The sequence below is a fragment of the Enterobacter cloacae complex sp. R_G8 genome, assembly GCF_024599795.1.
GTDB classification, from domain to species: Bacteria; Pseudomonadota; Gammaproteobacteria; order Enterobacterales; family Enterobacteriaceae; genus Enterobacter; species Enterobacter dissolvens.
In genome coordinates, this window is the sequence record NZ_CP102246.1 from 4,351,290 (window position 1) to 4,376,840 (window position 25,551).

The following is a 25,551-nucleotide window of genomic DNA, read 5'->3' on the forward strand; positions in this document are numbered from 1 at the left end:
ATTGTCTGAATAGTTTACAGGTTGCTTCCGTTGTTCACCTGCTTGTTTATCTTTTTTTACCGTTTATTCACATCCTGCCCGGAATTCGCTGGGGCTGGCCCCCGTGCATTTTTTAAATACGCGGGAAAAATAGAGCTGATCTTCGAATCCCACATTGCGCCCTACGGTGGCGATGGGCATCCGGGTGGTGCTGAGCAGCAGTTTAGCCTGGCTGATACGCTGATCCTCGCGCCAGCTCAGCACGCTGACCCCCAACTGCTGCCGGAACAGGTGCGAAAGCCGCGACGGCGACAGGCAGACATGCTGGGCAACGCTGGCGATATCAAACTGGCTGTCGGCAAGGTGATCGCTGATGTACTGGCAGGCATCGCGCACACGGTTATCCAGCGGCGGATTAAGCGACGCGTTAATTGCCTCCATCCGGCGCAGTAAAACCTGTTCAAGCAAATTAATCGCCAGCAGTTCAGCGTAGCGCCCACCCGCCTGCCCTGCCTCAATAATCTGGGCAAACAGCTCGCGGAACTGGGCCAGATGAGCGTCGTCCGGGCGGTAAAAACCGGTGTGCGCAAAAATGGCCGGCCAGGATAGCCACTCCTGCCAGTAGGCGCGGGGGCGGAAGTAGACCCACTGGTGATACCACTCTTTGGCATCCGGATGACGCCCGTAATGGTGGATCTCGCCAGGCGGAAACAGCAGCATATCGCCGGGACGACAGACGAACTGCTGATCGTTGTTTTTGATTATCCCTTCCCCACGCACGGTCAGGTTCAGAATGTACCCTTTCATCCCGAGCGGACGGTCAACGTAAAAATCGAGATATCCCTCAGCCTCGATAGGGGTCAGCCCCGCCACCAGATGGGCGTTAAACGAATAACCCGGCAGTAAGGGATCGTTTTGCGTTTCGGCCATAGATTCAGTTCTCCCAACGGTCCTGAAGGAAACCAATTGTCCATATCGTTAAAAGCCGCATAAAAATGGCCTGCGAAAAGATCCAAAAAGTATCACGCCTCTTTTACGTCCGCCATGTTTCAGCCTTTCCCCCTGATTTCTCCGCCAGAGTGGGCAGATAAGCAGTAACAAAAGTGTCTATAACTGCGGCAGAAATGTCCACATTGAATATTTGCACGGCGTCACACTTTCCATCGCAACAGCAATTTAGTCCATAAGATTAGCGGATCCTGCCTGACGATTTTCGCCCCCAGTCTCTAATGTTCTCTCATACCTGTTTTCTGATGGAGCAACACCATGGCAATTGCGATTGGCCTCGATTTTGGCAGCGACTCGGTTCGCGCCCTGGCAGTGGACTGTACGTCCGGCCAGGAGATAGCAACCAGCGTTGAGTGGTACCCACGCTGGCAAGAGGGGCGCTACTGCGATGCGCCAAACAACCAGTTCCGTCACCATCCACGCGACTATATCGAGTCGATGGAAGCGGCAATCAAAACCGTGCTGGCAGAACTGACTGACGAACAGCGTGCAGAGGTGGTTGGGATCGGCGTAGACAGCACCGGTTCTACCCCCGCGCCAGTGGATGCGGAAGGCCGGGTGCTGGCGCTGCGTCCTGAGTTCGCCGACAACCCGAACGCCATGTTTGTGCTGTGGAAAGACCATACCGCCGTCGAAGAGGCCGAAGCCATCACCCGGTTGTGCCACCAGCCGGGCAAAACCGACTATTCGCGCTACATCGGCGGAATTTATTCCAGTGAATGGTTCTGGGCCAAGATCTTGCATGTCACCCGCGCTGACGCAGCGGTTGCACAGGCAGCCGCATCGTGGATTGAACTGTGTGACTGGGTTCCTGCCCTGCTCTCGGGTACCCCCCGTCCGCAGGATATTCGCCGCGGCCGCTGCAGCGCCGGGCATAAATCGCTATGGCATGAAAGCTGGGGCGGTCTGCCACCAGCAGCCTTCTTCGATGAACTCGATCCCATTATCAACAAGAGCCTGAAATACCCGCTCTTTACCGACACCTTTACCGCCGATATTCCGGTGGGCACGCTCTGCGAAGAGTGGGCAACACGCCTGGGCCTGCCGCAAAACGTGGCAATCTCCGGCGGTGCGTTTGATTGCCATATGGGCGCGGTGGGCGCTGGAGCCCAACCCAATACGCTGGTGAAAGTGATCGGTACCTCCACCTGCGACATCCTGACGGCGGATAAAGCCAGCGTCGGCGACCGCGCAGTGAAAGGTATCTGCGGCCAGGTCGACGGCAGCGTGGTGCCGGACTTTATCGGTCTGGAAGCCGGCCAGTCTGCGTTTGGCGATATTTACGCCTGGTTTGGTCGGGTACTGGGCTGGCCGCTGGACCAGCTCGCGACCGCGCACCCGGAACTGAAAACCCAGATTGCCGAGAGTAAGAAACAGCTGCTGCCCCAGCTCACCGCCGCGTGGGCGAAAAATCCGTCTCTTGAACACCTGCCGGTGGTGCTCGACTGGTTCAACGGCCGCCGTACGCCATTTGCCAACCAGCGTCTTAAAGGCGTTATCACCGATCTCAATCTGGCGACCGATGCCCCGGCCCTGTTTGGCGGCCTGATTGCAGCCACCGCCTTCGGTGCCCGTGCGATTATGGAGTGCTTCACCGAACAGGGCATCGACGTCAACAACGTCATGGCGCTGGGCGGTATCGCCCGTAAAAACCCGGTGATCATGCAGGCCTGCTGCGACGTGCTGAACCGTCCGCTGCAGATTGTCGCGTCCGATCAATGTTGCGCGCTGGGTGCGGCCATTTTCGCCGCCGTTGCCGCGGGCGTACACGCCGATATCCCGACTGCACAGCAGCATATGGCAAGCGCGGTCGAAAACACCCTTCAGCCGCGTGCTCAACAGGCGCAACGCTTTGAACAGCTTTATCAGCGCTACCAGCAATGGGCAAAAAGCGCCGAACTTCACTATCTCCCTGTCGCCGCCCCGTCAAAACACACCGCGGACACGACGGCAACCCTGACCCATTAAGGACTCGACGATGACCATTTTTGATAATTATGAAGTGTGGTTTGTGATTGGCAGCCAGCATTTGTACGGACCGCAAGCGTTGCAACAGGTGACGAAACACGCGGAGCACGTCGTTAACGCGCTGAACGCGGAAGCCAAACTGCCGTGCAAACTGGTGCTGAAGCCGCTTGGCACCACGCCGGATGAGATCACCCATATCTGCCGTGACGCGAACTACGACGATAAATGCGCGGGTCTGGTGGTGTGGCTGCACACCTTCTCACCCGCCAAAATGTGGATCAACGGTCTGTCTATCCTCAACAAACCGCTGCTGCAATTCCATACCCAGTTCAACGCCTCCCTGCCATGGGACAGCATTGATATGGACTTTATGAACCTGAATCAGACCGCACACGGTGGCCGTGAGTTCGGCTTCATCGGTGCCCGCATGCGTCAGCAGCACGCCGTAGTAACCGGACACTGGCAGGATCAACATGCGCAGAAACGCATCGGCTCCTGGATGCGTCAGGCCGTATCCAAACAGGATACCCGCCACCTGAAAGTGGTGCGGTTTGGCGACAACATGCGTGAAGTGGCAGTCACTGACGGTGACAAAGTTGCCGCGCAGATCAAGTTCGGTTTCTCCGTGAACACCTGGGCCGTGGGTGACCTGGTGCAGGTCGTGAATGAGATCGGCGATGGCGACGTGAGCGCGCTGGTCGACGAATACGAAAGCAGCTATCGCCTCACTGCAGCGGCGCAGGTGAAGGGTGACAAACGCCAGAACGTGCTGGATGCAGCACGCATTGAACTGGGGATGAAACGCTTCCTGGAACAGGGCGGCTTCCACGCCTTTACCACGACATTTGAAGATCTTCATGGTCTGAAACAACTGCCGGGTCTGGCAGTACAACGTCTGATGCAGCAGGGCTACGGCTTTGCGGGCGAAGGCGACTGGAAAACTGCCGCTCTGCTTCGCATCATGAAAGTGATGTCAACCGGTCTGCAGGGCGGCACCTCCTTTATGGAGGACTACACCTACCACTTCGAAAATGGCAACGACCTGGTACTCGGTTCACACATGCTGGAAGTCTGCCCGTCCATTGCCGTCGAAGAGAAACCGATCCTCGACGTGCAGCATCTCGGCATTGGCGGTAAAGCGGATCCGGCACGTTTGATCTTCAACACCCGTACCGGCCCGGCCATCAACGCCAGCCTGATCGACCTGGGCGATCGTTTCCGCCTGCTGGTGAACTGTGTGGATGCGGTTGAAACGCCACACGCGCTGCCAAAACTGCCGGTCGCCAACGCCCTGTGGAAAGCGCAGCCCGACCTGCCAACCGCCTCCGAAGCCTGGATCGTCGCCGGGGGCGCGCACCATACCGTCTTCAGTCACGCGCTGGATCTCAACGATATGCGTCAGTTCGCTGAACTGCACGATATCGAACTGACTGTGATCGATAACGATACCCGCCTGCCCGCGTTTAAAGACGCGCTGCGCTGGAATGAAGTCTATTACGGTTCGAAACGTTAAGTACGACGTGCCCGGTGGCACTGCGTTTACCGGGCCTACGATTATGTAGGCCGGATAAGCGAAGCGCCGTCCGGCGGGAGACAACAATGCTAGAAGATCTCAAACGCCAGGTACTCGAAGCTAACCTGGCGCTGCCTAAACATAATCTGGTGACCCTGACCTGGGGCAACGTCAGCGCCGTTGACCGCGAAAAAGGGGTGTTCGTCATCAAGCCTTCCGGCGTGGATTATACGATAATGACCGCTGACGATATGGTTGTGGTCAGCATTGCAACCGGTGAAGTGGTGGAAGGGAAGAAAAAACCCTCCTCCGATACCCCCACCCATCGCCTGCTGTATCAGGCATTTCCGACCATCGGCGGCATTGTGCATACCCACTCGCGTCATGCGACTATCTGGGCGCAGGCAGGCCAGTCCATCCCGGCTACCGGTACCACGCACGCAGACTACTTTTACGGCACCATCCCGTGCACCCGCCTGATGACCGATGCGGAAATCAACGGCGAGTATGAATGGGAAACCGGCAATGTGATTGTCGAAACCTTTGAAAAACAGGGCATCGACGCAGCACAGATGCCCGGGGTGCTGGTGCATTCCCACGGTCCGTTTGCGTGGGGCAAAAATGCGGAGGATGCAGTGCATAACGCGATTGTGCTGGAAGAGGTAGCCTATATGGGCATCTTCTGTCGTCAACTGGCACCACAGTTGCCGGATATGCAACAGACGCTGCTGGACAAACACTACCTGCGCAAGCACGGTGCAAAAGCCTATTACGGGCAATAAACTGTATATAAACCCAGCATAAAACCGCTAACCAGGCTATAATCAGGCCTGGTTTTGTTTTATGGGATAACGGCGTGACGCAGGCGCAAGAAGGTTTTTTATTGACCCGACACTGGCGGGATACGCCTCAGGGAACAGAGGTGGAGTTCTGGCTGGCAACGGACAACGGCCCGTTGCACGTTACGCTGCCGCCACAGGAGTCCGTGGCGTTTATTCCTGAAGCCCACGTCGACAAAGTAAAGCCGCTACTGCGCGGGGAAAACAACTGGCGCATCACGCCACTTGAGCTGAAAGATTTCCATCGCCAGCCGGTTTACGGTCTCTATTGTCGTGCCCATCGCCAGCTCATGCGCTATGAGAAACTGCTGCGCGAGGCGGGCGTCACGCTATACGAAGCCGATATTCGTCCCCCGGAACGTTTCCTGATGGAGCGGTTTATTACCGCCCCTGTCTGGGTTGATGGCACGGCGCACAACGGTGGGCTGATTAATGCCCGTCTGAAGCCCAACCCACATTACCGTCCGCCGCTGAAATGGGTCTCACTGGATATCGAAACCACCCGTCACGGTGAACTGTACTGTATTGGCCTTGAAGGCTGCGGCGACCGGGTTGTCTATATGCTCGGGCCACCGAATGGTGATGCCTCCGCGCTGGACTTCCGGCTGGAGTATGTCAACAGCCGGCCGCAGCTGCTGGAGAAACTGAACCAGTGGTTTGCCGATCGCGATCCCGATGTCCTGATCGGCTGGAACGTGGTGCAGTTCGACCTGCGGGTACTGCAAAAACACGCCGAGCGTTACCGCATCCCGCTCATGCTTGGGCGGGGTCATAGCGAACTGGAATGGCGCGAGCACGGTTTCAAAAACGGCGTCTTCTTCGCACAGGCCAACGGTCGCCTGATCATCGACGGCATCGAGGCGCTGAAATCGGCGTTCTGGAATTTCTCCTCCTTCTCGCTGGAGGCGGTGGCGCAGGAGCTGCTGGGTGAAGGGAAATCCATCGATAACCCATGGGACCGAATGGATGAGATCGACCGCCGCTTCAACGAAGACAAACCGGCACTGGCCACCTACAACCTGAAAGATTGTGAACTGGTTACGCAAATTTTCCACAAAACCGAGATCATGCCGTTTCTGCTGGAACGCGCCACCGTGAACGGTCTTGCCGCGGACCGGCACGGCGGGTCCGTGGCTGCATTTAGCCACCTCTACTTCCCCCGTATGCACCGGGCAGGTTACGTCGCCCCTAATTTGGGTGATGTGCCGCCGCAGGCAAGCCCTGGCGGCTACGTGATGGATTCCCGGCCGGGGCTGTATGACTCCGTGCTGGTGCTGGACTACAAAAGCCTCTATCCGTCTATTATCCGCACCTTTCTGATTGATCCGGTGGGGCTGGTTGAGGGGATGGCGCAGCCGGACGATACGCACAGCACCGACGGGTTTCTGGGGGCGCGTTTCTCACGAGAGAAACACTGCCTGCCGGAGATCGTGGGGCAGATCTGGCACGGTCGCGATGAGGCCAAGCGCCATGGCAACAAGCCGCTTTCTCAGGCGCTAAAAATTATCATGAACGCCTTTTACGGTGTGCTGGGCACCAGCGCCTGCCGCTTCTTCGACCCGCGTCTCGCCTCCTCCATCACCATGCGCGGGCATGAGATTATGCGTCAGACAAAGGCGCTTATCGAATCCCAGGGCTATGAAGTGATCTATGGCGATACCGACTCCACCTTCGTCTGGTTGAAAGGCGCGCACGCCGAAGAGGATGCCGCGCGAATTGGCAAACAACTGGTCGCCTTCGTGAATGACTGGTGGCAAGCGCATTTGCAAAAAGAGCGGTTAACCAGTGCGTTAGAGCTGGAGTTTGAAACACATTTCAGCCGCTTTTTAATGCCCACCATTCGCGGAACCGATCAGGGCAGCAAGAAGCGCTATGCCGGACTGATTCAGGAAGGTGAAAAGCAGCGCATGGTGTTTAAAGGGCTGGAGACGGTGCGTACTGACTGGACACCGCTGGCGCAACAGTTCCAGCAAACGCTCTATCTGCGGGTCTTTCGCAATGAGCCTTATCAGGACTATGTCCGCGAGACGATAGCCAGCCTGATGGCCGGCGAGCTCGACGACCAGCTGGTGTATCGCAAACGCCTGCGTCGCCCGCTGGCGGAGTATCAGCGTAACGTTCCGCCGCACGTCCGTGCCGCGCGTCTGGCGGATGAAGAGAACGTCCGTCGTGGGCGCGCGCCGCAGTATCAGAACCGGGGTACCATCAAGTATGTCTGGACGACTAACGGGCCAGAGCCGGTAGATTATCAGCAGTCTCCGCTGGATTACGATCACTACCTGACGCGCCAGCTTCAGCCCGTCGCGGATGGAATTTTGCCTTTCATTGACGACGATTTTGCTACACTAGTGACAGGGCAACTTGGCCTATTTTGACACGTGACGAAATCGCTGCCATCCAGTACCATAGCGCCCTTTCCACTCCCGGACCCATTTTTCGATGACCGTCTTTTTTGACGGTGGTTGAACTATTGCCTGCAATTAAAGATTAGAGCCGAACACATATGCCTTTTACACTTGGTCAACGCTGGATCAGCGATACAGAAAGCGAACTTGGATTGGGAACCGTGGTTGCAGTCGACGCACGCATGGTCACCCTCCTTTTCCCTGCTACCGGTGAAAACCGCCTGTACGCTCGCAATGACTCCCCTGTTACCCGCGTGATGTTCAATCCAGGTGACACCGTGACCAGCCACGACGGCTGGCAGCTAAAGGTTGAAGACGTAAAAGAAGAGAATGGTCTGCTCGCCTATATTGGGACTCGCCTCGACACTGACGAGAGCAATGTCATCCTGCGTGAAGTGCTGCTCGACAGCAAACTGGTTTTCAGCAAGCCGCAGGATCGCCTGTTTGCCGGGCAAATCGACCGTATGGATCGCTTCTCTCTGCGCTATCGCGCGCGTAAGTTCCAGAGTGAACAGTACCGCATGCCGTGGAGCGGCCTGCGTGGTCAACGTACCAGCCTGATCCCTCATCAGCTGAATATCGCCCATGACGTTGGCCGTCGTCATGCGCCTCGCGTACTGCTGGCAGACGAAGTGGGCCTCGGTAAAACCATTGAAGCCGGTATGATCCTGCATCAACAGCTGCTCTCTGGCGCCGCCGAGCGCGTGCTGATCGTGGTACCGGAAACGCTGCAGCATCAGTGGCTGGTTGAGATGCTGCGCCGCTTTAACCTCCGTTTCTCGCTGTTTGACGACGAGCGCTACGCCGAAGCCCAGCATGACGCGGACAACCCGTTTGAAACCGAACAGCTGGTCATCTGCTCCCTGGACTTCGTGCGCCGCAGCAAGCAGCGTCTTGAGCATCTGTGCGACGCAGAGTGGGATCTGCTGGTGGTCGACGAAGCGCACCACCTGGTCTGGAGCGAAGAGGCACCGAGCCGTGAATACATGGCGATTGAACAGCTTGCCGAGCGCGTGCCGGGCGTCCTGCTGCTGACCGCAACGCCGGAGCAGCTGGGGCTGGAGAGCCACTTCGCGCGTCTGCGCCTGCTCGATCCAAACCGTTTCCATGACTTTGAGCAGTTTGTCGAAGAACAGAATAATTACCGCCCGGTTGCCGATGCTGTCGCCATGCTGCTGGCGGGCAAACGCCTCTCGAATGACGAACTGAACACCCTGAGCGATCTGATTGGCGAACAGGACATTGAGCCGCTGCTGCAGGCAGCCAACAGTGACAGCGACAACGCGGGATCCGCGCGTAAAGAACTGATCGATATGCTGATGGACCGCCACGGCACCAGCCGCGTGCTGTTCCGTAACACCCGTAACGGCGTGAAGGGCTTCCCGAAACGCGAACTGCATACCATCAAGCTGCCGCTGCCGACGCAGTATCAGACGGCGATAAAAGTCTCCGGCATTATGGGGGCGCGCAAAAGCCAGGAAGAACGTGCGCGCGACATGCTCTACCCGGAGCAGATTTATCAGGAATTTGAAGGCGATACCGGAACCTGGTGGAACTTCGACCCGCGTGTTGAATGGCTGATGGGCTATTTAACGGCTCATCGTTCACAGAAAGTGCTGGTGATCTGCGCCAAAGCGGCCACCGCGCTGCAACTGGAGCAGGTTCTGCGCGAGCGTGAAGGTATTCGAGCCGCCGTGTTCCACGAGGGGATGTCCATCGTCGAGCGCGACCGCGCCGCGGCCTGGTTCAGTGAAGAAGACAGCGGCGCACAGGTTCTGCTGTGCTCTGAAATCGGTTCTGAAGGGCGTAACTTCCAGTTCGCCAGCAACCTGGTGATGTTCGATCTGCCGTTCAACCCCGACCTGCTGGAACAGCGTATCGGTCGTCTGGATCGTATCGGTCAGGCGCATGATATTCAGATCCACGTTCCTTACCTGGAAAAAACTGCCCAGTCGGTGCTGGTACGCTGGTTCCACGAAGGTCTGGACGCGTTCGAACATACCTGTCCAACAGGACGCACCATTTACGATCAGGTGCATACGGATCTGATCGGTTACCTCGCTGCGCCGGAAAATACGGACGGGTTTGATGAACTGATCAAATCCTGTCGCGAAAAACATGAAGCGCTGAAAGCGCAGCTGGAGCAGGGGCGCGATCGTCTGCTGGAGATCCACTCCAACGGCGGGGAGAAAGCGCAGGCGCTTGCTGAAAGCATCGAAGAGCAGGATGACGACACCAGCCTGATCAGCTTCGCCATGAACCTGTTCGACATCGTCGGGATTAACCAGGACGATCGCGGCGAGAACATGATTGTGCTGACCCCATCCGATCATATGCTGGTTCCGGATTTCCCGGGTCTGCCTGAGGATGGCTGCACCATCACTTTCGAGCGTGATGTGGCGCTGTCTCGCGAAGATGCGCAGTTCATCACCTGGGAACACCCGTTGATCCGCAACGGCCTCGACCTGATCCTTTCCGGCGACACGGGTAGCAGCACGATTTCCCTGTTGAAAAACAAAGCACTACCCGTTGGTACGCTGCTGGTTGAGTTGATCTACGTTGTGGAAGCGCAAGCGCCGAAACAGCTTCAGCTCACCCGCTTCCTGCCGCCAACGCCAGTGCGTCTGCTGCTGGATAAAAACGGCACCAACCTGGCCGCACAGGTTGAATTCGAGAGTTTCAACCGCCAGCTGAGCGCAGTAAACCGCCACACGGGCAGCAAACTGGTCAACGCCGTCCAACAGGATGTGCACGCCATTCTGCAGTTGGGTGAAACGCAAATCGAAAAAGCGGCCAGGGCGTTGATTGATGCCGCGCGCGAGGAAGCCGATGAGAAACTGTCTGCAGAGCTGTCTCGTCTGGAAGCGTTAAAAGCGGTGAACCCAAACATCCGTGATGACGAACTGACCGCGATTGAGAGCAACCGTCAGCAGGTGCTGGAAAGCCTGAATCAGGCGAGCTGGCGTCTGGATGCCCTGCGTCTTATCGTTGTGACACACCAGTAAACGGAGCGCAAGATGGTGATGGAGCCTTACAATCCGCCGCAAGACCCGTGGCTGGTCATCCTTTATCAGGATGAGCACATTATGGTGGTCAACAAGCCAAGCGGCCTGTTGTCCGTGCCGGGGCGTCTGGATGAGCACAAAGACAGCGTGATGACACGTATTCAGCGTGATTATCCCCAGGCGGAGTCCGTTCATCGCCTGGATATGGCAACCAGCGGTGTGATTGTGGTGGCGCTGAATAAAGCGGCCGAGCGTGAACTCAAACGCCAGTTCCGTGAGCGTGAACCGAAAAAGCAGTATGTCGCACGCGTCTGGGGCCATCCCGCGCAGGCGGAAGGGCTGGTGGATCTGCCGCTGATTTGCGACTGGCCAAACCGGCCAAAGCAGAAGGTGTGTTACGAGACCGGCAAGGCCGCGCAAACCGAGTATGAAGTGCTGGAGTACGCGCCGGATAACACCGCGCGCGTCCTGCTAAAACCCATTACCGGGCGTTCACATCAGCTGCGTGTGCATATGCTCGCGCTGGGGCACCCGATTCTGGGAGACCGCTTTTACGCACCGCCTGAGGCACTGGCGTTAGCGCCACGTCTTCAGCTTCATGCGCAGACGCTCACCCTCACCCATCCGGCGTTTGGCAACGCAATGACGTTTAAAGCACCGGTGGACTTCTAAAAAAATGGCCCGACTGTGTCGGGCCATTTTTTATTTGAAATTTTTCTGCTCTTTTATCAGCTCGTACGCTTTCTGGATTTCCTGCGCTTTTTGCTTCGCCATCTCCATCATCTCTGGCGGTAAGCCCTTCGCGACCAGTTTATCCGGGTGATGTTCACTCATCAGCTTACGATAGGCGCGCTTGATGGTTGTCGCATCATCCGAAGGTTTCACGCCAAGCACGTTACAGGCATCTTCCAGTGTCGGGCCACGCTGCGCCTGCTGCCAGCCGCCGCCAGAGGATTGCTGTTGCTGATAACCACCGCCAAAGTGTGCCCCGCCCTGCATCATGCGCAGGAACTGGTCGAACTGCATCCGGGAGATCCCCAGCTCTTCAGCAATCACGTATAACACATCGCGTTCATTCGGATGAAGAGACCCGTCGGCAAACGCCGCCTGAATCTGGATCTCCAGAAACATCCGAATTAAATCAAAACGGCCGAAACAGATACTGCGGAACTGACGCATTTTTTCGCGCAGTGGATAGTTATCCGATTTACCGATGCGAAACGCATTTTGCGCCGCCACACGAGATTCCCCGTGCAGATTCATGCGGTCCATAAATACGCTGGCGATCTGAATATCGGCTTCCGTCACCCTCCCTTTTGATTTGGTTAAGTGCCCCATCACCTCAAAGGTGGTGGAGAAAAAGAGGGACTGACGCTCGCGCTGGTTGGCGAACCAGGCCATTTTGCGGCTGCGTGCCTTATCGAACATATGGCCAATAATCAGGCCAAGAACGATGCCCCAAAACCCGGCACCCATTATGATGGCGAACGCAACGCCGATGATTTTACCCCAATACTGCATATACTCCCCGGATAGTCATGTCCCTTGTCGACGCAACGCCATCATTACAGTGGTCGAGCCACGGTCAATTGAGGGACATCGCCTATAATTTGCATTATCATACTCGTCATTCGATAGCGAGCCTAACACTCTGGCACGCAAACGGGCAGGATTAACGCTGGTACTGCGCTGATGAGTAAGATAGTCTCTGAGCGTTTGTAAGCCGTAGCCACTGATGACGGAACACTAAAATATAACGTATGAAAAAACGTATCCCCACCCTTCTGGCCACAATGATTGGCACCGCCCTGTACAGTCAACAGGGGCTGGCGGCCGATCTTGCCTCGCAGTGTATGCTTGGCGTCCCAAGTTATAATCGCCCACTGGTGAGTGGCGATACAAATAGCTTGCCAGTAACCATTACTGCCGACAGTTCTAAAGGTACCTATCCTGACAACGCGACGTTCACTGGCGATGTGGATATTAACCAGGGCAACAGCCGCCTGCAGGCAGACGAAGTGCAGTTGCACCAGAAGCAGCCGGAAGGTGCGGCCGAGCCGGTACGAACGGTGGATGCGCTGGGTAATGTGCACTATGACGACAATCAGGTCATCCTGAAAGGTCCGAAAGCCTGGTCAAATCTGAATACCAAAGATACTAACGTCTGGGAAGGTGATTACCAGATGGTGGGTCGTCAGGGGCGCGGTAAAGCAGACCTGATGAAACAGCGCGGTGAAAACCGCTATACGATTCTGGAAAACGGTTCGTTTACCTCCTGCCTGCCGGGTTCAAATACCTGGAGCGTGGTGGGGAGTGAAGTGATTCACGACCGTGAAGAACAGGTCGCAGAAATCTGGAACGCCCGGTTTAAACTCGGTCCAGTGCCGGTTTTCTATAGCCCGTACCTGCAACTTCCCGTGGGCGACAAACGTCGTTCAGGTTTCCTGATCCCAAATGCCAAATACAGCACCTCGAACTATTTTGAGTTCTATCTGCCGTATTACTGGAACATCGCGCCCAACATGGACGCCACGATCACGCCGCACTATATCCATAAGCGCGGCAACGTCATGTGGGAAAACGAGTTCCGCTATCTGACCCAGGCGGGTACCGGTTTGATGGAGCTGGATTACCTGCCATCGGATAAAGTCTTCCAGGATGAGCATCCAACAGAAGGTGATAAACACCGTTGGATGTATTACTGGCGTCACGCTGGCGTAATGGACCAGGTCTGGCGTTTTAACGTCGACTATACCAAAGTCAGCGATCCGTACTATTTCAACGACTTCGATTCCAAGTACGGTTCCAGTACCGATGGCTACGCCACGCAGAAATTCAGCGTTGGCTACGCCGTTCAGAACTTCAATGCCACTGTGTCGACGAAGCAGTTCCAGGTCTTTAACACCCAGACGCGAAGCACTTACGGTGCAGAACCGCAGCTGGATGTTAACTGGTATCAGAACGATGTTGGTCCGTTCGACACCCGCGTTTACGCTCAGGCGGTACATTTCGTTAATACCAACTCGGATATGCCAGAAGCCACGCGTGTTCACTTAGAACCGACGATCAATTTGCCGATCTCTAATAACTGGTCGAGCCTGAATACCGAAGCCAAGCTGATGGCGACCCACTATCAGCAGAAAAACGTGGACTGGTACAACAACCGTTACGGCACCGATCTTGACGAATCCGTGAACCGCGTCCTTCCACAATTCAAAATGGACGGCAAACTGATCTTCGAACGTGATATGGGGCTGCTGGCAGATGGTTATACCCAGACGCTGGAGCCGCGTATGCAGTATTTATACGTGCCTTATCGCGATCAGAGCAAAATCCAGAACTACGACTCCTCTTTCCTGCAGTCTGACTATAGCGGCCTGTTCCGTGACCGTACCTATGGTGGTCTCGACCGTATTGCCTCCGCGAACCAGTTAACGACCGGCGTCACAACGCGTGTTTATGATGACGCTTCCGTTGAACGTTTTAACGTTTCTGTTGGTCAAATCTACTATTTCACCGAGTCTCGTACCGGTGATGACGATATCAACTGGGAGAAAGACAACAAAACAGGTTCCCTGGTGTGGGCGGGCGATACCTACTGGCGCATGACCGATCGCTGGGGCTTACGCGGTGGTCTGCAGTACGATACGCGTCTCGACAATATTGCCACAAGCAGTGCGGCAATTGAGTACCGTCGTGATGAAGACCGCATGATGCAGTTGACGTATCGTTACGCCAGCCCGGAATATATTCAGGCGACGTTGCCAAACTATGCCACCAGCGAACAGTACAAAGACGGCATTTCTCAGGTGGGTGGTGCAGCGAGTTGGCCAATTGCCGATCGCTGGTCAATTGTAGGTGCTTACTACTTTGACACCAACGCCAATAAGCCAGCTGACCAGATGGTTGGTCTGCAATATAACTCCTGCTGCTACGCGCTGCGTGTCGGCTACGAACGCAAGCTTAACGGCTGGGATACTCAAAATAATCAGGGCAAATACGATAACGTGATTGGCTTTAATGTCGAACTGCGCGGCCTGAGTTCCAACTACGGCCTGGGCACGCAGCAGATGCTGCGCTCGAACATTCTGCCGTACCGCAGTTCCTTGTAATGTGCTTGATTTGCAACGTAATCCGCTTTGCGGTTAATTGAAATGGAAAAAGTATGAAGAACTGGAAAACGCTGCTGCTCGGTGTCGCTATGGTTGCGAATACCAGCTTCGCGGCCCCCCAGGTTGTTGATAAGGTCGCCGCTGTAGTTAACAACGGTGTCGTGCTCGAAAGTGACGTTGACGGTTTAATGAAATCTGTGAAGCTCAATTCGGGCGAAGCGGGTCAGCAACTTCCGGATGACGCAACGCTGCGCCACCAGATCCTGGAACGTCTGATCATGGATCAGATTATCCTGCAAATGGGTCAGAAGATGGGGGTGAAAGTCACTGACGAGCAGCTCGACCAGGCGATCGCTAACATCGCAAAGCAGAACAACATGAGCCTGGATCAGATGCGCAGTCGTCTGGCCTATGATGGCATCAGCTACTCAACTTACCGTAATCAGATCCGTAAAGAGATGCTGATTTCGGAAGTGCGTAACAATGAAGTCCGTCGCCGCGTCACTATCCTGCCTCAGGAAGTCGACGCGCTGGCAAAACAGGTGGGCAACCAGAACGACGCCAGCACCGAGCTGAACCTGAGCCACATTCTGATCCCGCTGCCAGAGAACCCAACGTCCGACCAGGCCGCTGAAGCGGAAAGCCAGGCACGCGCTATCGTCGAGCAGGCTCGTAACGGCAGTGACTTTGGCAAGCTGGCCATCACCTACTCCGCTGACCAACAGGCGCTGAAAGGTGGTCAGATGGGCTGGGGACGTATTCAGGAACTGCCATCCCTCTTTGCCCAGGCGCTGAGCACGGCGAAAAAAGGCGACATCGTGGGTCCAATCCGTTCAGGTGTCGGCTTCCACATCCTGAAAGTCAACGACCTGCGTGGTCAGAGCCAGAACATCTCTGTCACCGAAGTTCATGCTCGCCACATTCTGCTGAAACCGTCACCGATCATGACGGACGATCAGGCGCGTGCGAAGCTGCAACAGATTGCCGCGGACATCAAGAGCGGAAAAACGTCGTTTGCGAATGCCGCAAAAGAGTTCTCTCAGGATCCTGGCTCTGCTAACCAGGGCGGCGACCTGGGCTGGGCGGCTGCGGATATCTACGATCCGGCATTCCGCGATGCGCTGATGAAGCTGAACAAAGGCCAGATGAGTGCGCCGGTACACTCCTCCTTTGGCTGGCATCTGATCGAACTGTTGGACACCCGCAACGTTGATAAAACCGACGCGGCGCAAAAAGACAGAGCCTATCGTATGCTGTTCAACCGTAAGTTCTCTGAAGAAGCGGCGACCTGGATGCAGGAACAACGCGCCAGTGCTTATGTGAAAGTTCTGAGCAACTAATGAAACAGCATCGTGTTGTCATCACACCCGGCGAACCCGCCGGGATTGGGCCAGACCTCGTTGTCCAGCTTGCCCAACGTAGCTGGCCGGTGGAACTGGTTGTCTGTGCTGATGCAACACTGTTACAAGACCGGGCTTCACTGCTCGGTCTGCCTTTAACGCTCATCCCCTACGTTGAAGGTCAACAGCCTGCACCCCAGCAAGCCGGAACGCTCACGCTTCTTCCCGTCCCTCTTCGTACTCCTGTAATTCCAGGTCAACTCAGCACTGAAAACGGCCACTATGTTGTCGAAACCCTGGCGCGCGCCTGCGATGGTTGCCTGAAGGGTGAGTTTGCTGCCTTGATCACGGGCCCCGTGCACAAAGGGGTGATTAACGAAGCGGGCATTCCGTTCACCGGGCATACCGAGTTCTTTGAAGAGCGCTCACACAGCCCGAAAGTGGTGATGATGCTGGCGACGGAAGCGATGCGGGTGGCCCTGGTGACAACCCATTTGCCCATCAAGGCCATTCCTGATGCCATCACCCCAGAACTGCTGCGGGAGATCATCGGGATACTGCATCACGATCTGCAGACCAAATTTGGCATTAAACAGCCGCACGTTCTGGTCTGCGGCCTGAACCCGCACGCCGGGGAAGGCGGGCATATGGGTACCGAAGAGATCGACACCATCATTCCGGTGCTTGATGAGATGCGTGCGAAAGGGATGAACCTCAGCGGGCCGTTGCCTGCCGATACCCTTTTCCAGCCCAAATACCTGGATAATGCCGACGCCGTGCTCGCGATGTACCACGATCAGGGCCTGCCCGTGCTAAAATACCAGGGCTTTGGCCGTGGGGTGAATATCACCCTCGGTTTACCTTTTATTCGAACGTCCGTCGACCACGGTACTGCGCTGGATCTGGCAGGCCAGGGAAAAGCGGATGTCGGCAGTTTTATTACGGCGCTTAATCTCGCCATCAAAATGATTGTTAATACTCAATGACTAATCGAGTCCATCAGGGCCACTTAGCCCGTAAACGCTTCGGGCAAAACTTCCTCAACGATCAGTTCGTGATCGACAGTATTGTCTCGGCTATTAATCCGCAAAAAGGCCAGGCGATGGTCGAAATCGGCCCGGGTCTGGCAGCACTGACTGAACCTGTAGGCGAACGTCTGGACGAACTGACCGTAATCGAACTCGACCGCGATCTCGCTGCTCGTCTGCAAACGCACCCGTTCCTGGGGCCAAAGCTGACGATTTATCAGCAAGATGCCATGACCATGAACTTTGGCGAGCTGGCAGAAAAAATGGGTCAACCGCTGCGCGTATTCGGTAACCTGCCATATAACATCTCCACGCCGCTGATGTTCCACCTCTTTAGCTATACTGATGCCATTGCCGACATGCACTTCATGTTGCAAAAAGAGGTCGTCAACCGTCTGGTTGCAGGACCAAACAGTAAAGCGTATGGTCGTTTAAGCGTGATGGCGCAATATTTCTGCAATGTGATCCCGGTGCTCGAAGTGCCGCCGTCCGCCTTCACGCCACCACCGAAAGTCGACTCTGCCGTTGTGCGCCTTGTGCCGCATAAAACGATGCCATACCCGGTCAAAGACCTGCGCGTACTGAGCCGCATCACGACAGAAGCGTTTAACCAGCGCCGTAAAACGATCCGTAACAGCCTCGGCAATCTGTTCACCGTTGACGTGCTGGCTGAGTTGGGCATTGACCCGGCTATGCGTGCAGAAAATATTTCTGTTGAGCAGTACTGTAAACTGGCTAATTACATTAGCGAAAAAGCGCCGCCGAAGGAGAGTTAAGCCATGATTGATTCGCCCCGCGTATGTGTCCAGGTACAAAGCGTTTACGTTGAATCTCAGTCCTCACCCGATGAAGAGCGCTTTGTTTTTGCCTACACCGTGACCATTCGCAATCTGGGGCGGATGCCTGTGCAGCTGCTCGGGCGTTACTGGCTTATCACTAACGGCAATGGCCGTGAAATCGAAGTTCAGGGTGAAGGTGTGGTTGGTGAACAGCCCCACATCGACCCTGGCGAAGAGTATCAGTACACCAGCGGTGCGGTGATAGAAACGCCGCTGGGAACCATGCAAGGCCATTATGAAATGGTCGACGTCGATGGCAATGTATTCCGCGTTGCTATTCCTGTGTTCCGTCTCGCCGTTACAACACTCATTCATTAATCTAATGTCTACATATCTGATTGGCGACGTTCATGGTTGCTACGATGAACTGATCGCATTATTAAAACAGGTCGACTTTACGCCAGGACGGGATATTCTCTGGCTGACGGGCGATTTAGTGGCGCGTGGGCCAGGTTCCCTCGAGGTTTTACGCTTCGTAAAATCGCTTGGCGACAGCGTACGCATGGTGTTGGGTAATCATGATTTACATCTGCTGGCCGTCTTTGCCGGCATCAGCCGCAATAAGCCGAAAGATCGCCTCACCCCGCTGCTGGATGCGCCAGACGCCGACGAACTGATCAACTGGCTGCGTCGTCAGCCGCTGTTGCAGGTCGATGAGGAGAAAAAACTGGTCATGGCCCACGCCGGGATCACCCCACAGTGGGATCTCGAGACGGCAAAAACCTGCGCACGTGACGTTGAAGCGGTACTGGCGAGCGATTCCTATCCTTTCTTCCTTGATGCCATGTATGGCGATATGCCAAACCACTGGAGCGAAGATCTGAGCGGTCTGGCACGCCTGCGTTTTATCACGAACGCGTTCACACGGATGCGTTTCTGCTTCCCGAACGGGCAACTGGATATGTACTCCAAAGAGACGCCGGAAAGTGCGCCTGCGCCGCTTAAACCGTGGTTTGCGATCCCCGGACCGGTCACCAGTGAGTACAGCGTGGTGTTTGGCCACTGGGCCGCGCTAGAAGGGAAAGGCACGCCAGACGGGATCTACGGTCTTGATACCGGTTGTTGCTGGGGCGGGGATTTAACCTGCTTACGCTGGGAAGATAAAACCTACTTCGTGCAGCCGTCCAACCGACAGCTGGACTTAGGGGAAGGCGAGGCGGTCGCCTCCTGAGAGTGAATTCCCTCTCCCGGCCGGGAGAGGGAAAAGCAACTAGCGACGTTCCAGAATCTCGAAGCAGTAGCTGTGTGAGTTCTGCGCATCCGCATCATGGAATTCGCTGAATACCGATTCCCACTCGTCCGGATCGTAGTCCGGGAAATGGGTATCGCCTTCCACTTCCGCATCAATATGCGTCAGATAGAGCTTTTGCGCTTTCGGCAGGAACTGCTCATACACACGCCCACCACCAATCACCATGATCTCGTCGGCGTTACCGCACGCGGCAATCGCCTCGTCAACGGATTTCACCCATTCGACGCGATCGTCTGTGCCTGGCTGGCTACTGATCACGATATTCTTACGGCCCGGCAATGGACGACCAATCGACTCCCAGGTCAGGCGGCCCATCACTACCGGCTTGTTTAACGTCGTACGTTTAAACCATGCGAGATCGGCAGGCAGGTTCCACGGCATGGCATTTTCCATACCGATAACACGGTCCACCGCCAGCGCTGCAATCAGACTGATCATTGAAAATTTCCCGGATGCAAAAAATTGCCGCCACTATACGGAAAGCTTAATCTTTCGTCGACTGGCGGCATGGTAAAGAAAGAGAAATTTTTTAATATTGCTGGCAACTCCACTTCACGCGGAAGGTTTACTCTCCGGTTCGTCCGCCGGATCGCCGGTATGCTTGCCCTCCTCCGTTCCCTGCCAGCCATGACGCTGCACCAGCGACAGATGATTACGATCCTCGTTAATAATTTCTGTCAGCATCGCACTGGTGCGTTTAAACACCGCCGCACGCTCTGTGGCCGTACTGCCCGCCATCGCCACCATCTCTTCCACCATATCGGTATTGAAGCGGCGGAACAGATCCGCACGCTCGCGCGCTTCATACGCGCCCAGGCCCAGGCTTTCCAGCGCCATACGGCCAGACTTAAGCGCCCCTTCGAAAGTTTCACGCTCGGGTGCGGCCACCCCCGCCTGTCGCAGCTGAATGTAGTGATCCACATCGCGCGCGCGGGAGATAATGGTCAGGTTCGGGAAATGCTCCTTCACCAGCTCAACCAGCTGCATACTGGTCTGGGGATCGTCAATCGCGTTGATGAGGACTTCCGCTTTCGCTGCGCCGGCTGATTCCAGCAGATCGACACGCGTTGCATCGCCGTAGAAGACTTTCATATCGAACTTACGCAGGGTATCCACATGGTCCGGATCGTGATCGAGGATGACCATTTTTACTCCGCTTGAGAGCAGTAAACGACCGGTGATCTGCCCAAAGCGACCGAATCCGGCGATGATCACACGCGGCTGTTCCTCGTCAATCTCATCGGCTTCACGTTCCTGTTCGCTGCCGGTTTTTTCCAGACGCGTCAGCAGCACCAGCAGGATCGGCGTTGCCGCCATCGACAGCGCGACCGCCAGCGTCAGCGCTTTCGCCCACTCGGGATCGAGCACATTGGCCATTTGCGCCGCGCCGAAAACCACAAACGCGAATTCGCTTCCCTGTCCGAGCAGCACGGCGAACCAGCGACGCTGTCTGCCAGGCACGTTCAGCGGGCGGGCGATCAGCCACAGCATCACCATTTTGATGACCAGGAAACCGACCAGCAGGATGAGGATCCGCAGCGGATGCGTGACCAGCGTGCCAAAGTCGATAGACATCCCGACTCCGATGAAAAACAGCCCCAGCAGCAATCCTTTGAAGGGCTCGATATCGCTTTCCAGCGCGTGTCGGTATTCTGAGCTGGCCAGCAGAACGCCCGCGAGGAAGGCTCCCATCGCCATCGACAGCCCGGCTTCCTCGAGCAGCAGACCAAAACCAAACACCAGGAACAGCGCCACGGCACTGAACACTTCCCGCAGTCCCGAGCGAGCGACGAAGCGCAGCAGCGGACGGGTAACATAACGGCCAAGCAGGACAACCAGTGCCAGCGCACCGACCACTTTCAACGCAGAGAGGGCAAAAGCGCCCAGCGTCGTTGATGCCCCGCTGGCGGCCAGCAGCGGGATCATCGCCACCAGCGGAATGGCCGCGATATCCTGAAACAGCAGCACCGAAAACGCACTGCGCCCCATCTGTGAAACGGTCAGGTTTCGCTCGTTCATTGCCTGCATGGCAATCGCCGTCGAAGAGAGTGCCAGCGTCATGCCAATAAGCTCTGCCACTTTCCAGTCCATTCCCAGCAGAATACAGAAGCCGCCCAACAGCAGACCACAGGCCACCATTTGTAGCGCTCCGCCGCCAAACACTGAGGCGCGCAGCTTCCACAACCGCTGCGGGTCAAGTTCCAGACCAATGACAAACAGCATCAGCACGACGCCAATTTCGGCGAAATGCAGAATCGCCTCCGCATCCGTGACCAGGCGGAATCCCCAGGGTCCGATAACACACCCGGCGATCAGGTAGCCCAGCACGGAGCCCAGCCCCAGGCGAACCGCAACGGGCACAATCAGCGCCGCCGCACCAAGGTAAATCAGCGCCTGTATCAGCGTATGGCTATCCATTGTGCGCCTCCTGCCACTCTAGTAAGCGTTGTTTATAATGACGAGCCTGCGCTTGCAACGTCTCATCGTCACAAACAAATGTGCAGTGCATAGCAAAAGGAGGAAGCCAGGTAAGACCACAGTAGAGCGCTGTCGCCTGAAGCGGTTGCGCCAGCACCTCAAAACCCGGGAAAGAACCAATATCGAAGTGGCTTTCTCCACCACCGGTGGTCACAGCCCACATCAGGCTTTTTCCCTTCAGCGCATGCCCGTTGTGACCATACGCCCAGCCGTGGGAAAAGACTTTGTCGATCCACAATTTCAGGAGCGGTGGTGTGCTGTACCACTGCATCGGGTGTTGCCAGATGATCAGATCGGCGCGAGTGAGCGCCTCCTGTTCGGCGGTGATGTCGATGTTAAAATCAGGATAAAGTTGATAGAGGGAACGTATCTCTACGTTGTCGAGTGTCCTTACCTGCTCAAGCATGCGCTTATTCGCATGGGAGTGCTGCGGATAGGGATGCGCATAAATTATCAGAATCATGAATCGGCCTGTTTTGACTGTCTTCTCTCTTGTAGATGTGAGTGTAGACAGTTAACCCGCCCGCTGAAAGTGTTCAGTGACGCGTCGGAAGCAAAACGCAAGTATTGCTACTCTTTAGTGCCAGTTCTCAGAGGTTTTCCAGTACTTATTTGAACACCTGCAAATATATTCCCCTCACAAATAATTTACACTGCATTATTTATAATCGTGTCATATTTAGATTTATTAAATTTGCATTTTAATAAATCGAAGTATACATAACGCATTGAAAACATAATAATTTCAATCTACTCCTCTCAACGCTTTTCTTTAAAACCTGAAAGAGAATATTTTTCTTCACTTCGAATTTCCTTTTAAATGGATGTGAATATGAAAGTAAAACGTCTGGAATTAAACAGGACCACCCAGTTACTGGGGAGATTATTTCCCGCCCTGCTTGTTTTTACACCAATAATCAGTTCTGCAGGCACCATCGACCAGTCAACCTCTGCTCCGCAAGATTTCTCCGCCGATACCGAATACGTCATCAATAAAGATATTACTGTGTCTTCGTCTGGCGATTTAGCCGCTGTTTCCGCCTCAGGATTTAAAGTCAGTTCAATAACAAACAATGGGAATATTTCCGGCACTTCGAATGGACTTGATATAAACACTAGCGCGCAGCCACTCGATATTAATAATAATGCTGGTGCTACCATTTCCTCCGCCACAAAGAACGCTGTAAACATAGTCACGATGCAGGGTAGTTTAACCAACAAAGGAAACATTACCGGCTTTGAAAAGGGGATTTTTGTTAATGAAGATTCCTCTGCAATTAGCATATCAAATACGGAAACAGGCATCATTAAAGGCAATACAGGTCTGGCTACTGACGCCGGAATCGTGATTGATAATAATGGCTCGATTATCGGCACAGGCGAAGATGGTATCAAACTCAGCGGTGGTGGAACCAAAATCATCAATACCGGTACCATTCAGGGTGATCAGAATGGTATCAACGTAACGGATACCGCGAAGGCTGACATCATTAACAATGGCTCAATTGGCGGTGGCAAGACAGCTATAATGTTCGCCAGTAACAAAAATAATACCCTCACCCTCAACACAGGTTCAAACCTGTCTGGCGATGTCATTTCCACGCTTTCAACCGGTAACACCCTGACCCTGGTAGGCGCCGGGACAGAAGACAGCAATTTTATCGGGCTGAACGAAGGCGATGGTTTCGCCTCTGTCAAAATGAACGGTGAAGACTGGACGCTGACGGGTAACGTCGACATCATTGGTGCCGGTGATTCACTGCAGGTGAATAGCGGCAACCTGACCCTGGCGGGTACCGTTTCCAATGCTGGCAATACGCTGGTGGCGAATGAAGCCACGCTGCAGCTGGGCAATGGCGAAGGTATGGCAAGTCTCAGCGGCGGGCTAACCAACAATGGTACGGTTATCTTTAACCAGGGAGACAATTTCACGTTTTCTACTGACATAACCGGCAGCGGAAACGTAGAGAAAGTTGATGCGAATACGCTGACGCTTACCGGCAACAACAGCTATACCGGCGATACAACCCTGCGAAACGGCACAACGCTGGTAGCGGCAGGCGCAACGTTAGGCGTCGAAAACAGCAATGCCACTCTTACCGTGCAGAACGGGGCAAAGTTTGCCACCGCAGGAACCGTCTACAACAACATTACTATTCTCAGCGGCGGTACGCTGGCAGCGTGGAATGCAATCGAGGATAACGCAACGCTCAACGACGCCGGCATTGATACCATTAACGGCAACGTGACCAACAGCGGCACGCTTTTGCTCAGTGCAGCCGACCACAGCGTGGGTAATGATTTTACCATTAACGGCGATTATACCGGCGCAGAAGGTAGCCAGATTGTATTAAACAGCGAGCTGGGTACTGACACGGCGCCTACCGATCATCTCACAATAACCGGCAGCAGTTTTGGCCAGTCCGGCGTGACCGTCAGCAACATGGGTGGACTTGGCGCACAGACCGTTAACGGCATGGAGATTGTCAGCGTCGCCGGCAGCTCTGAAGCACAGCTAACCCTGGCCAAACCGGTTGTGGCAGGCGCATACGAATACTCTCTTTACCAGCATAGTGACGGGAACTGGTACCTGGAATCGAAGGCCACGCCACCTGTCGATCCGACAGATGATACCGATGACGGAGATAATACCGACAACGGTGGCAATACCAACGATGGCGGCAACACTGATAATAACGGTAATACTGACAATGGCAGCAATACCGACGATGGCGGTAACACTGACAATGGCGGCAACAGCGGCGGCAATGATAACGGCAACGGTGGTGATAATACCGATAACGGCGGCGGCAATACCCCAGCACCAGAAGTGATGGCACCTGAAGTGGGCGCGTATTTAGGCAACTATCTGGCTGCTCAGAGTATGTTCCTGCACAAACGTGACGATCGCGATCAGCTCACCTTCCGTAACGAAGACGATCTGAATACCTGGATGTATGTAAAAGGTCGTTACCATGAAAATGATGCAGGCGGTGATAAAGTCAGCTACGACACCACGACCACCGTTCTGCAAGTCGGCAGCGATTTCCTCAGCAAGCCAATGGACAGCGGTATCCTGCGTGCCGGTGGCATGTTCGGTGCAGGCCAGGCGAAGACCCACTCAGATGCGAAACACAACGTGCGTGACGCACAGGGTAAAGTCGATGGCTTCAACGTTGGGCTCTACGCCACCTGGCAGGAAGATCAGAAATTACGTCTGGGCAGCTACATTGATACCTGGGCCGCCTACAGCTGGTACAACAACAAAGTGACCAGCAACCGCAATGATGAAGATTACAACAGCGAAGGTTTTGCCGCGTCTGTTGAAGTCGGCCATGCGTGGGTTATCCCATCTGAAAACGAGCGTACCTGGAAGATCGAGCCTCAGGCGCAGGTAATCTACAGTTATCTTGATCAGGAAAATCATACGGACCGCGATGGCGTCCGGGTGACGACTCTGGATAACGACAGCGTCTTCGGTCGTCTGGGTGTGAAATCCAGCTATTTCCAGCAAAAGGACGTCACGGCCTGGCAGCCATACGTTGCGGTGAACTGGCTGAAGGGTGCAGGTCAAAACGATCTGGCCTTCAACGACGAAACCGTAAGTAATGATACGCCGGAGGATCGTGGTCAGGTAGAGCTGGGTATTACCGGCAATCTTAACGAGACCACGACGATTTCACTTCGCGCCAGCGGCGAATGGGGTGAAAATAACTATGCCGCTTACGGCGGTCATATTTTGTTGAATCACCGCTGGTAATCCATCAGCATCAAGCAAAAAAGCA

At 55.2% G+C, this 25,551-nt stretch carries 19 protein-coding genes; 13 read left to right on the forward strand and 6 right to left on the reverse strand.

Annotated elements, in window-relative coordinates; all coding sequences use genetic code 11:
- Positions 1 to 63: 63 nt before the first annotated feature.
- Complete coding sequence (araC, locus tag NQ842_RS20545; protein WP_013095551.1) at positions 64 to 909, reverse strand: arabinose operon transcriptional regulator AraC; 846 nt, start codon at positions 907 to 909, stop codon at positions 64 to 66.
- Positions 910 to 1,245: 336 nt separating this feature from the next.
- On the opposite strand from araC, the gene araB reads away from it, so the two are divergent.
- The 6 genes from araB (at position 1,246) to rluA (ending at position 11,389) form a co-directional block, all read left to right on the forward strand.
- A complete protein-coding gene (araB, locus tag NQ842_RS20550; protein ID WP_257256267.1) occupies positions 1,246 to 2,955 on the forward strand; it encodes a ribulokinase in 1,710 nt (569 codons plus the stop codon).
- Between the two features lie 10 nt (positions 2,956 to 2,965).
- Positions 2,966 to 4,468 (forward strand): L-arabinose isomerase, encoded by a 1,503-nt coding sequence (araA, locus tag NQ842_RS20555; protein ID WP_020688483.1) that lies wholly within the window; start codon positions 2,966 to 2,968, stop codon positions 4,466 to 4,468.
- 86 nt (positions 4,469 to 4,554) lie between these two features.
- Positions 4,555 to 5,250 (forward strand): L-ribulose-5-phosphate 4-epimerase, encoded by a 696-nt coding sequence (gene araD / locus NQ842_RS20560; protein WP_014830625.1) that lies wholly within the window; start codon positions 4,555 to 4,557, stop codon positions 5,248 to 5,250.
- Between the two features lie 74 nt (positions 5,251 to 5,324).
- The gene (gene polB, locus NQ842_RS20565) at positions 5,325 to 7,682 is read left to right on the forward strand and encodes a DNA polymerase II (RefSeq protein ID WP_257256268.1); all 2,358 of its coding nucleotides are present in this window, start codon (positions 5,325 to 5,327) and stop codon (positions 7,680 to 7,682) included.
- 128 nt (positions 7,683 to 7,810) lie between these two features.
- Positions 7,811 to 10,717, forward strand: coding sequence for an RNA polymerase-associated protein RapA (gene rapA, locus NQ842_RS20570; protein ID WP_014830623.1), 2,907 nt, complete (start codon positions 7,811 to 7,813; stop codon positions 10,715 to 10,717).
- A 12-nt stretch (positions 10,718 to 10,729) separates the two neighbouring features.
- Positions 10,730 to 11,389: a bifunctional tRNA pseudouridine(32) synthase/23S rRNA pseudouridine(746) synthase RluA gene (gene rluA, locus NQ842_RS20575; protein ID WP_214551213.1), complete on the forward strand. Its 660-nt coding sequence runs from the start codon at positions 10,730 to 10,732 to the stop codon at positions 11,387 to 11,389.
- A 30-nt stretch (positions 11,390 to 11,419) separates the two neighbouring features.
- On the opposite strand, the gene djlA is transcribed toward rluA, so the two are convergent.
- Positions 11,420 to 12,238, reverse strand: coding sequence for a co-chaperone DjlA (gene djlA / locus NQ842_RS20580; protein ID WP_014830621.1), 819 nt, complete (start codon positions 12,236 to 12,238; stop codon positions 11,420 to 11,422).
- Positions 12,239 to 12,477: 239 nt separating this feature from the next.
- Here djlA and lptD point away from each other — a divergent pair, with 239 nt between their 5' ends.
- The 6 genes from lptD to apaH are packed head-to-tail and all read left to right on the forward strand — an operon-like array spanning position 12,478 to position 19,207.
- A complete protein-coding gene (gene lptD / locus NQ842_RS20585; protein WP_014830620.1) occupies positions 12,478 to 14,829 on the forward strand; it encodes an LPS assembly protein LptD in 2,352 nt (783 codons plus the stop codon).
- 53 nt (positions 14,830 to 14,882) lie between these two features.
- Complete coding sequence (gene surA, locus NQ842_RS20590; RefSeq protein ID WP_014830619.1) at positions 14,883 to 16,169, forward strand: peptidylprolyl isomerase SurA; 1,287 nt, start codon at positions 14,883 to 14,885, stop codon at positions 16,167 to 16,169.
- Positions 16,169 to 17,155 (forward strand): 4-hydroxythreonine-4-phosphate dehydrogenase PdxA, encoded by a 987-nt coding sequence (gene pdxA, locus NQ842_RS20595; protein ID WP_257256269.1) that lies wholly within the window; start codon positions 16,169 to 16,171, stop codon positions 17,153 to 17,155. Before surA ends, pdxA begins: the two co-directional genes overlap by 1 nt.
- Positions 17,152 to 17,973, forward strand: a complete 822-nt coding sequence (rsmA, locus tag NQ842_RS20600; RefSeq protein WP_014830617.1) for a 16S rRNA (adenine(1518)-N(6)/adenine(1519)-N(6))-dimethyltransferase RsmA — start codon at positions 17,152 to 17,154, stop codon at positions 17,971 to 17,973. Before pdxA ends, rsmA begins: the two co-directional genes overlap by 4 nt.
- 3 nt (positions 17,974 to 17,976) lie before the next feature.
- Entirely contained in the window at positions 17,977 to 18,354 is a 378-nt protein-coding gene (gene apaG, locus NQ842_RS20605) for a Co2+/Mg2+ efflux protein ApaG (RefSeq protein ID WP_014830616.1), read from the forward strand.
- 4 nt (positions 18,355 to 18,358) lie between these two features.
- Positions 18,359 to 19,207 (forward strand): bis(5'-nucleosyl)-tetraphosphatase (symmetrical) ApaH, encoded by an 849-nt coding sequence (apaH, locus tag NQ842_RS20610; protein WP_014830615.1) that lies wholly within the window; start codon positions 18,359 to 18,361, stop codon positions 19,205 to 19,207.
- Positions 19,208 to 19,246: 39 nt separating this feature from the next.
- On the opposite strand, the gene folA is transcribed toward apaH, so the two are convergent.
- The 4 genes from folA to NQ842_RS20630 form a co-directional block, all read right to left on the reverse strand.
- On the reverse strand, positions 19,247 to 19,726 hold the full coding sequence (folA, locus tag NQ842_RS20615; RefSeq protein ID WP_047360425.1) for a type 3 dihydrofolate reductase: 480 nt from the start codon (positions 19,724 to 19,726) through the stop codon (positions 19,247 to 19,249).
- Positions 19,727 to 19,840: 114 nt separating this feature from the next.
- The gene (gene kefC, locus NQ842_RS20620; protein ID WP_046889349.1) at positions 19,841 to 21,706 is read right to left on the reverse strand and encodes a glutathione-regulated potassium-efflux system protein KefC; all 1,866 of its coding nucleotides are present in this window, start codon (positions 21,704 to 21,706) and stop codon (positions 19,841 to 19,843) included.
- The gene (gene kefF / locus NQ842_RS20625; RefSeq protein ID WP_014830612.1) at positions 21,699 to 22,229 is read right to left on the reverse strand and encodes a glutathione-regulated potassium-efflux system oxidoreductase KefF; all 531 of its coding nucleotides are present in this window, start codon (positions 22,227 to 22,229) and stop codon (positions 21,699 to 21,701) included. The genes kefC and kefF overlap by 8 nt, the downstream gene beginning before the upstream one ends.
- A gap of 353 nt (positions 22,230 to 22,582) precedes the next feature.
- The gene (locus NQ842_RS20630) at positions 22,583 to 23,074 is read right to left on the reverse strand and encodes a hypothetical protein (protein WP_163281471.1); all 492 of its coding nucleotides are present in this window, start codon (positions 23,072 to 23,074) and stop codon (positions 22,583 to 22,585) included.
- Here NQ842_RS20630 and NQ842_RS20635 point away from each other — a divergent pair.
- Positions 22,965 to 25,526 carry an autotransporter outer membrane beta-barrel domain-containing protein gene (locus NQ842_RS20635; RefSeq protein ID WP_047360426.1) on the forward strand — a complete coding sequence of 854 codons (2,562 nt, stop codon included), beginning with the start codon at positions 22,965 to 22,967 and terminating at the stop codon, positions 25,524 to 25,526. The two genes, NQ842_RS20630 and NQ842_RS20635, sit on opposite strands and share 110 nt — an antisense overlap.
- Positions 25,527 to 25,551 lie beyond the last annotated feature (25 nt).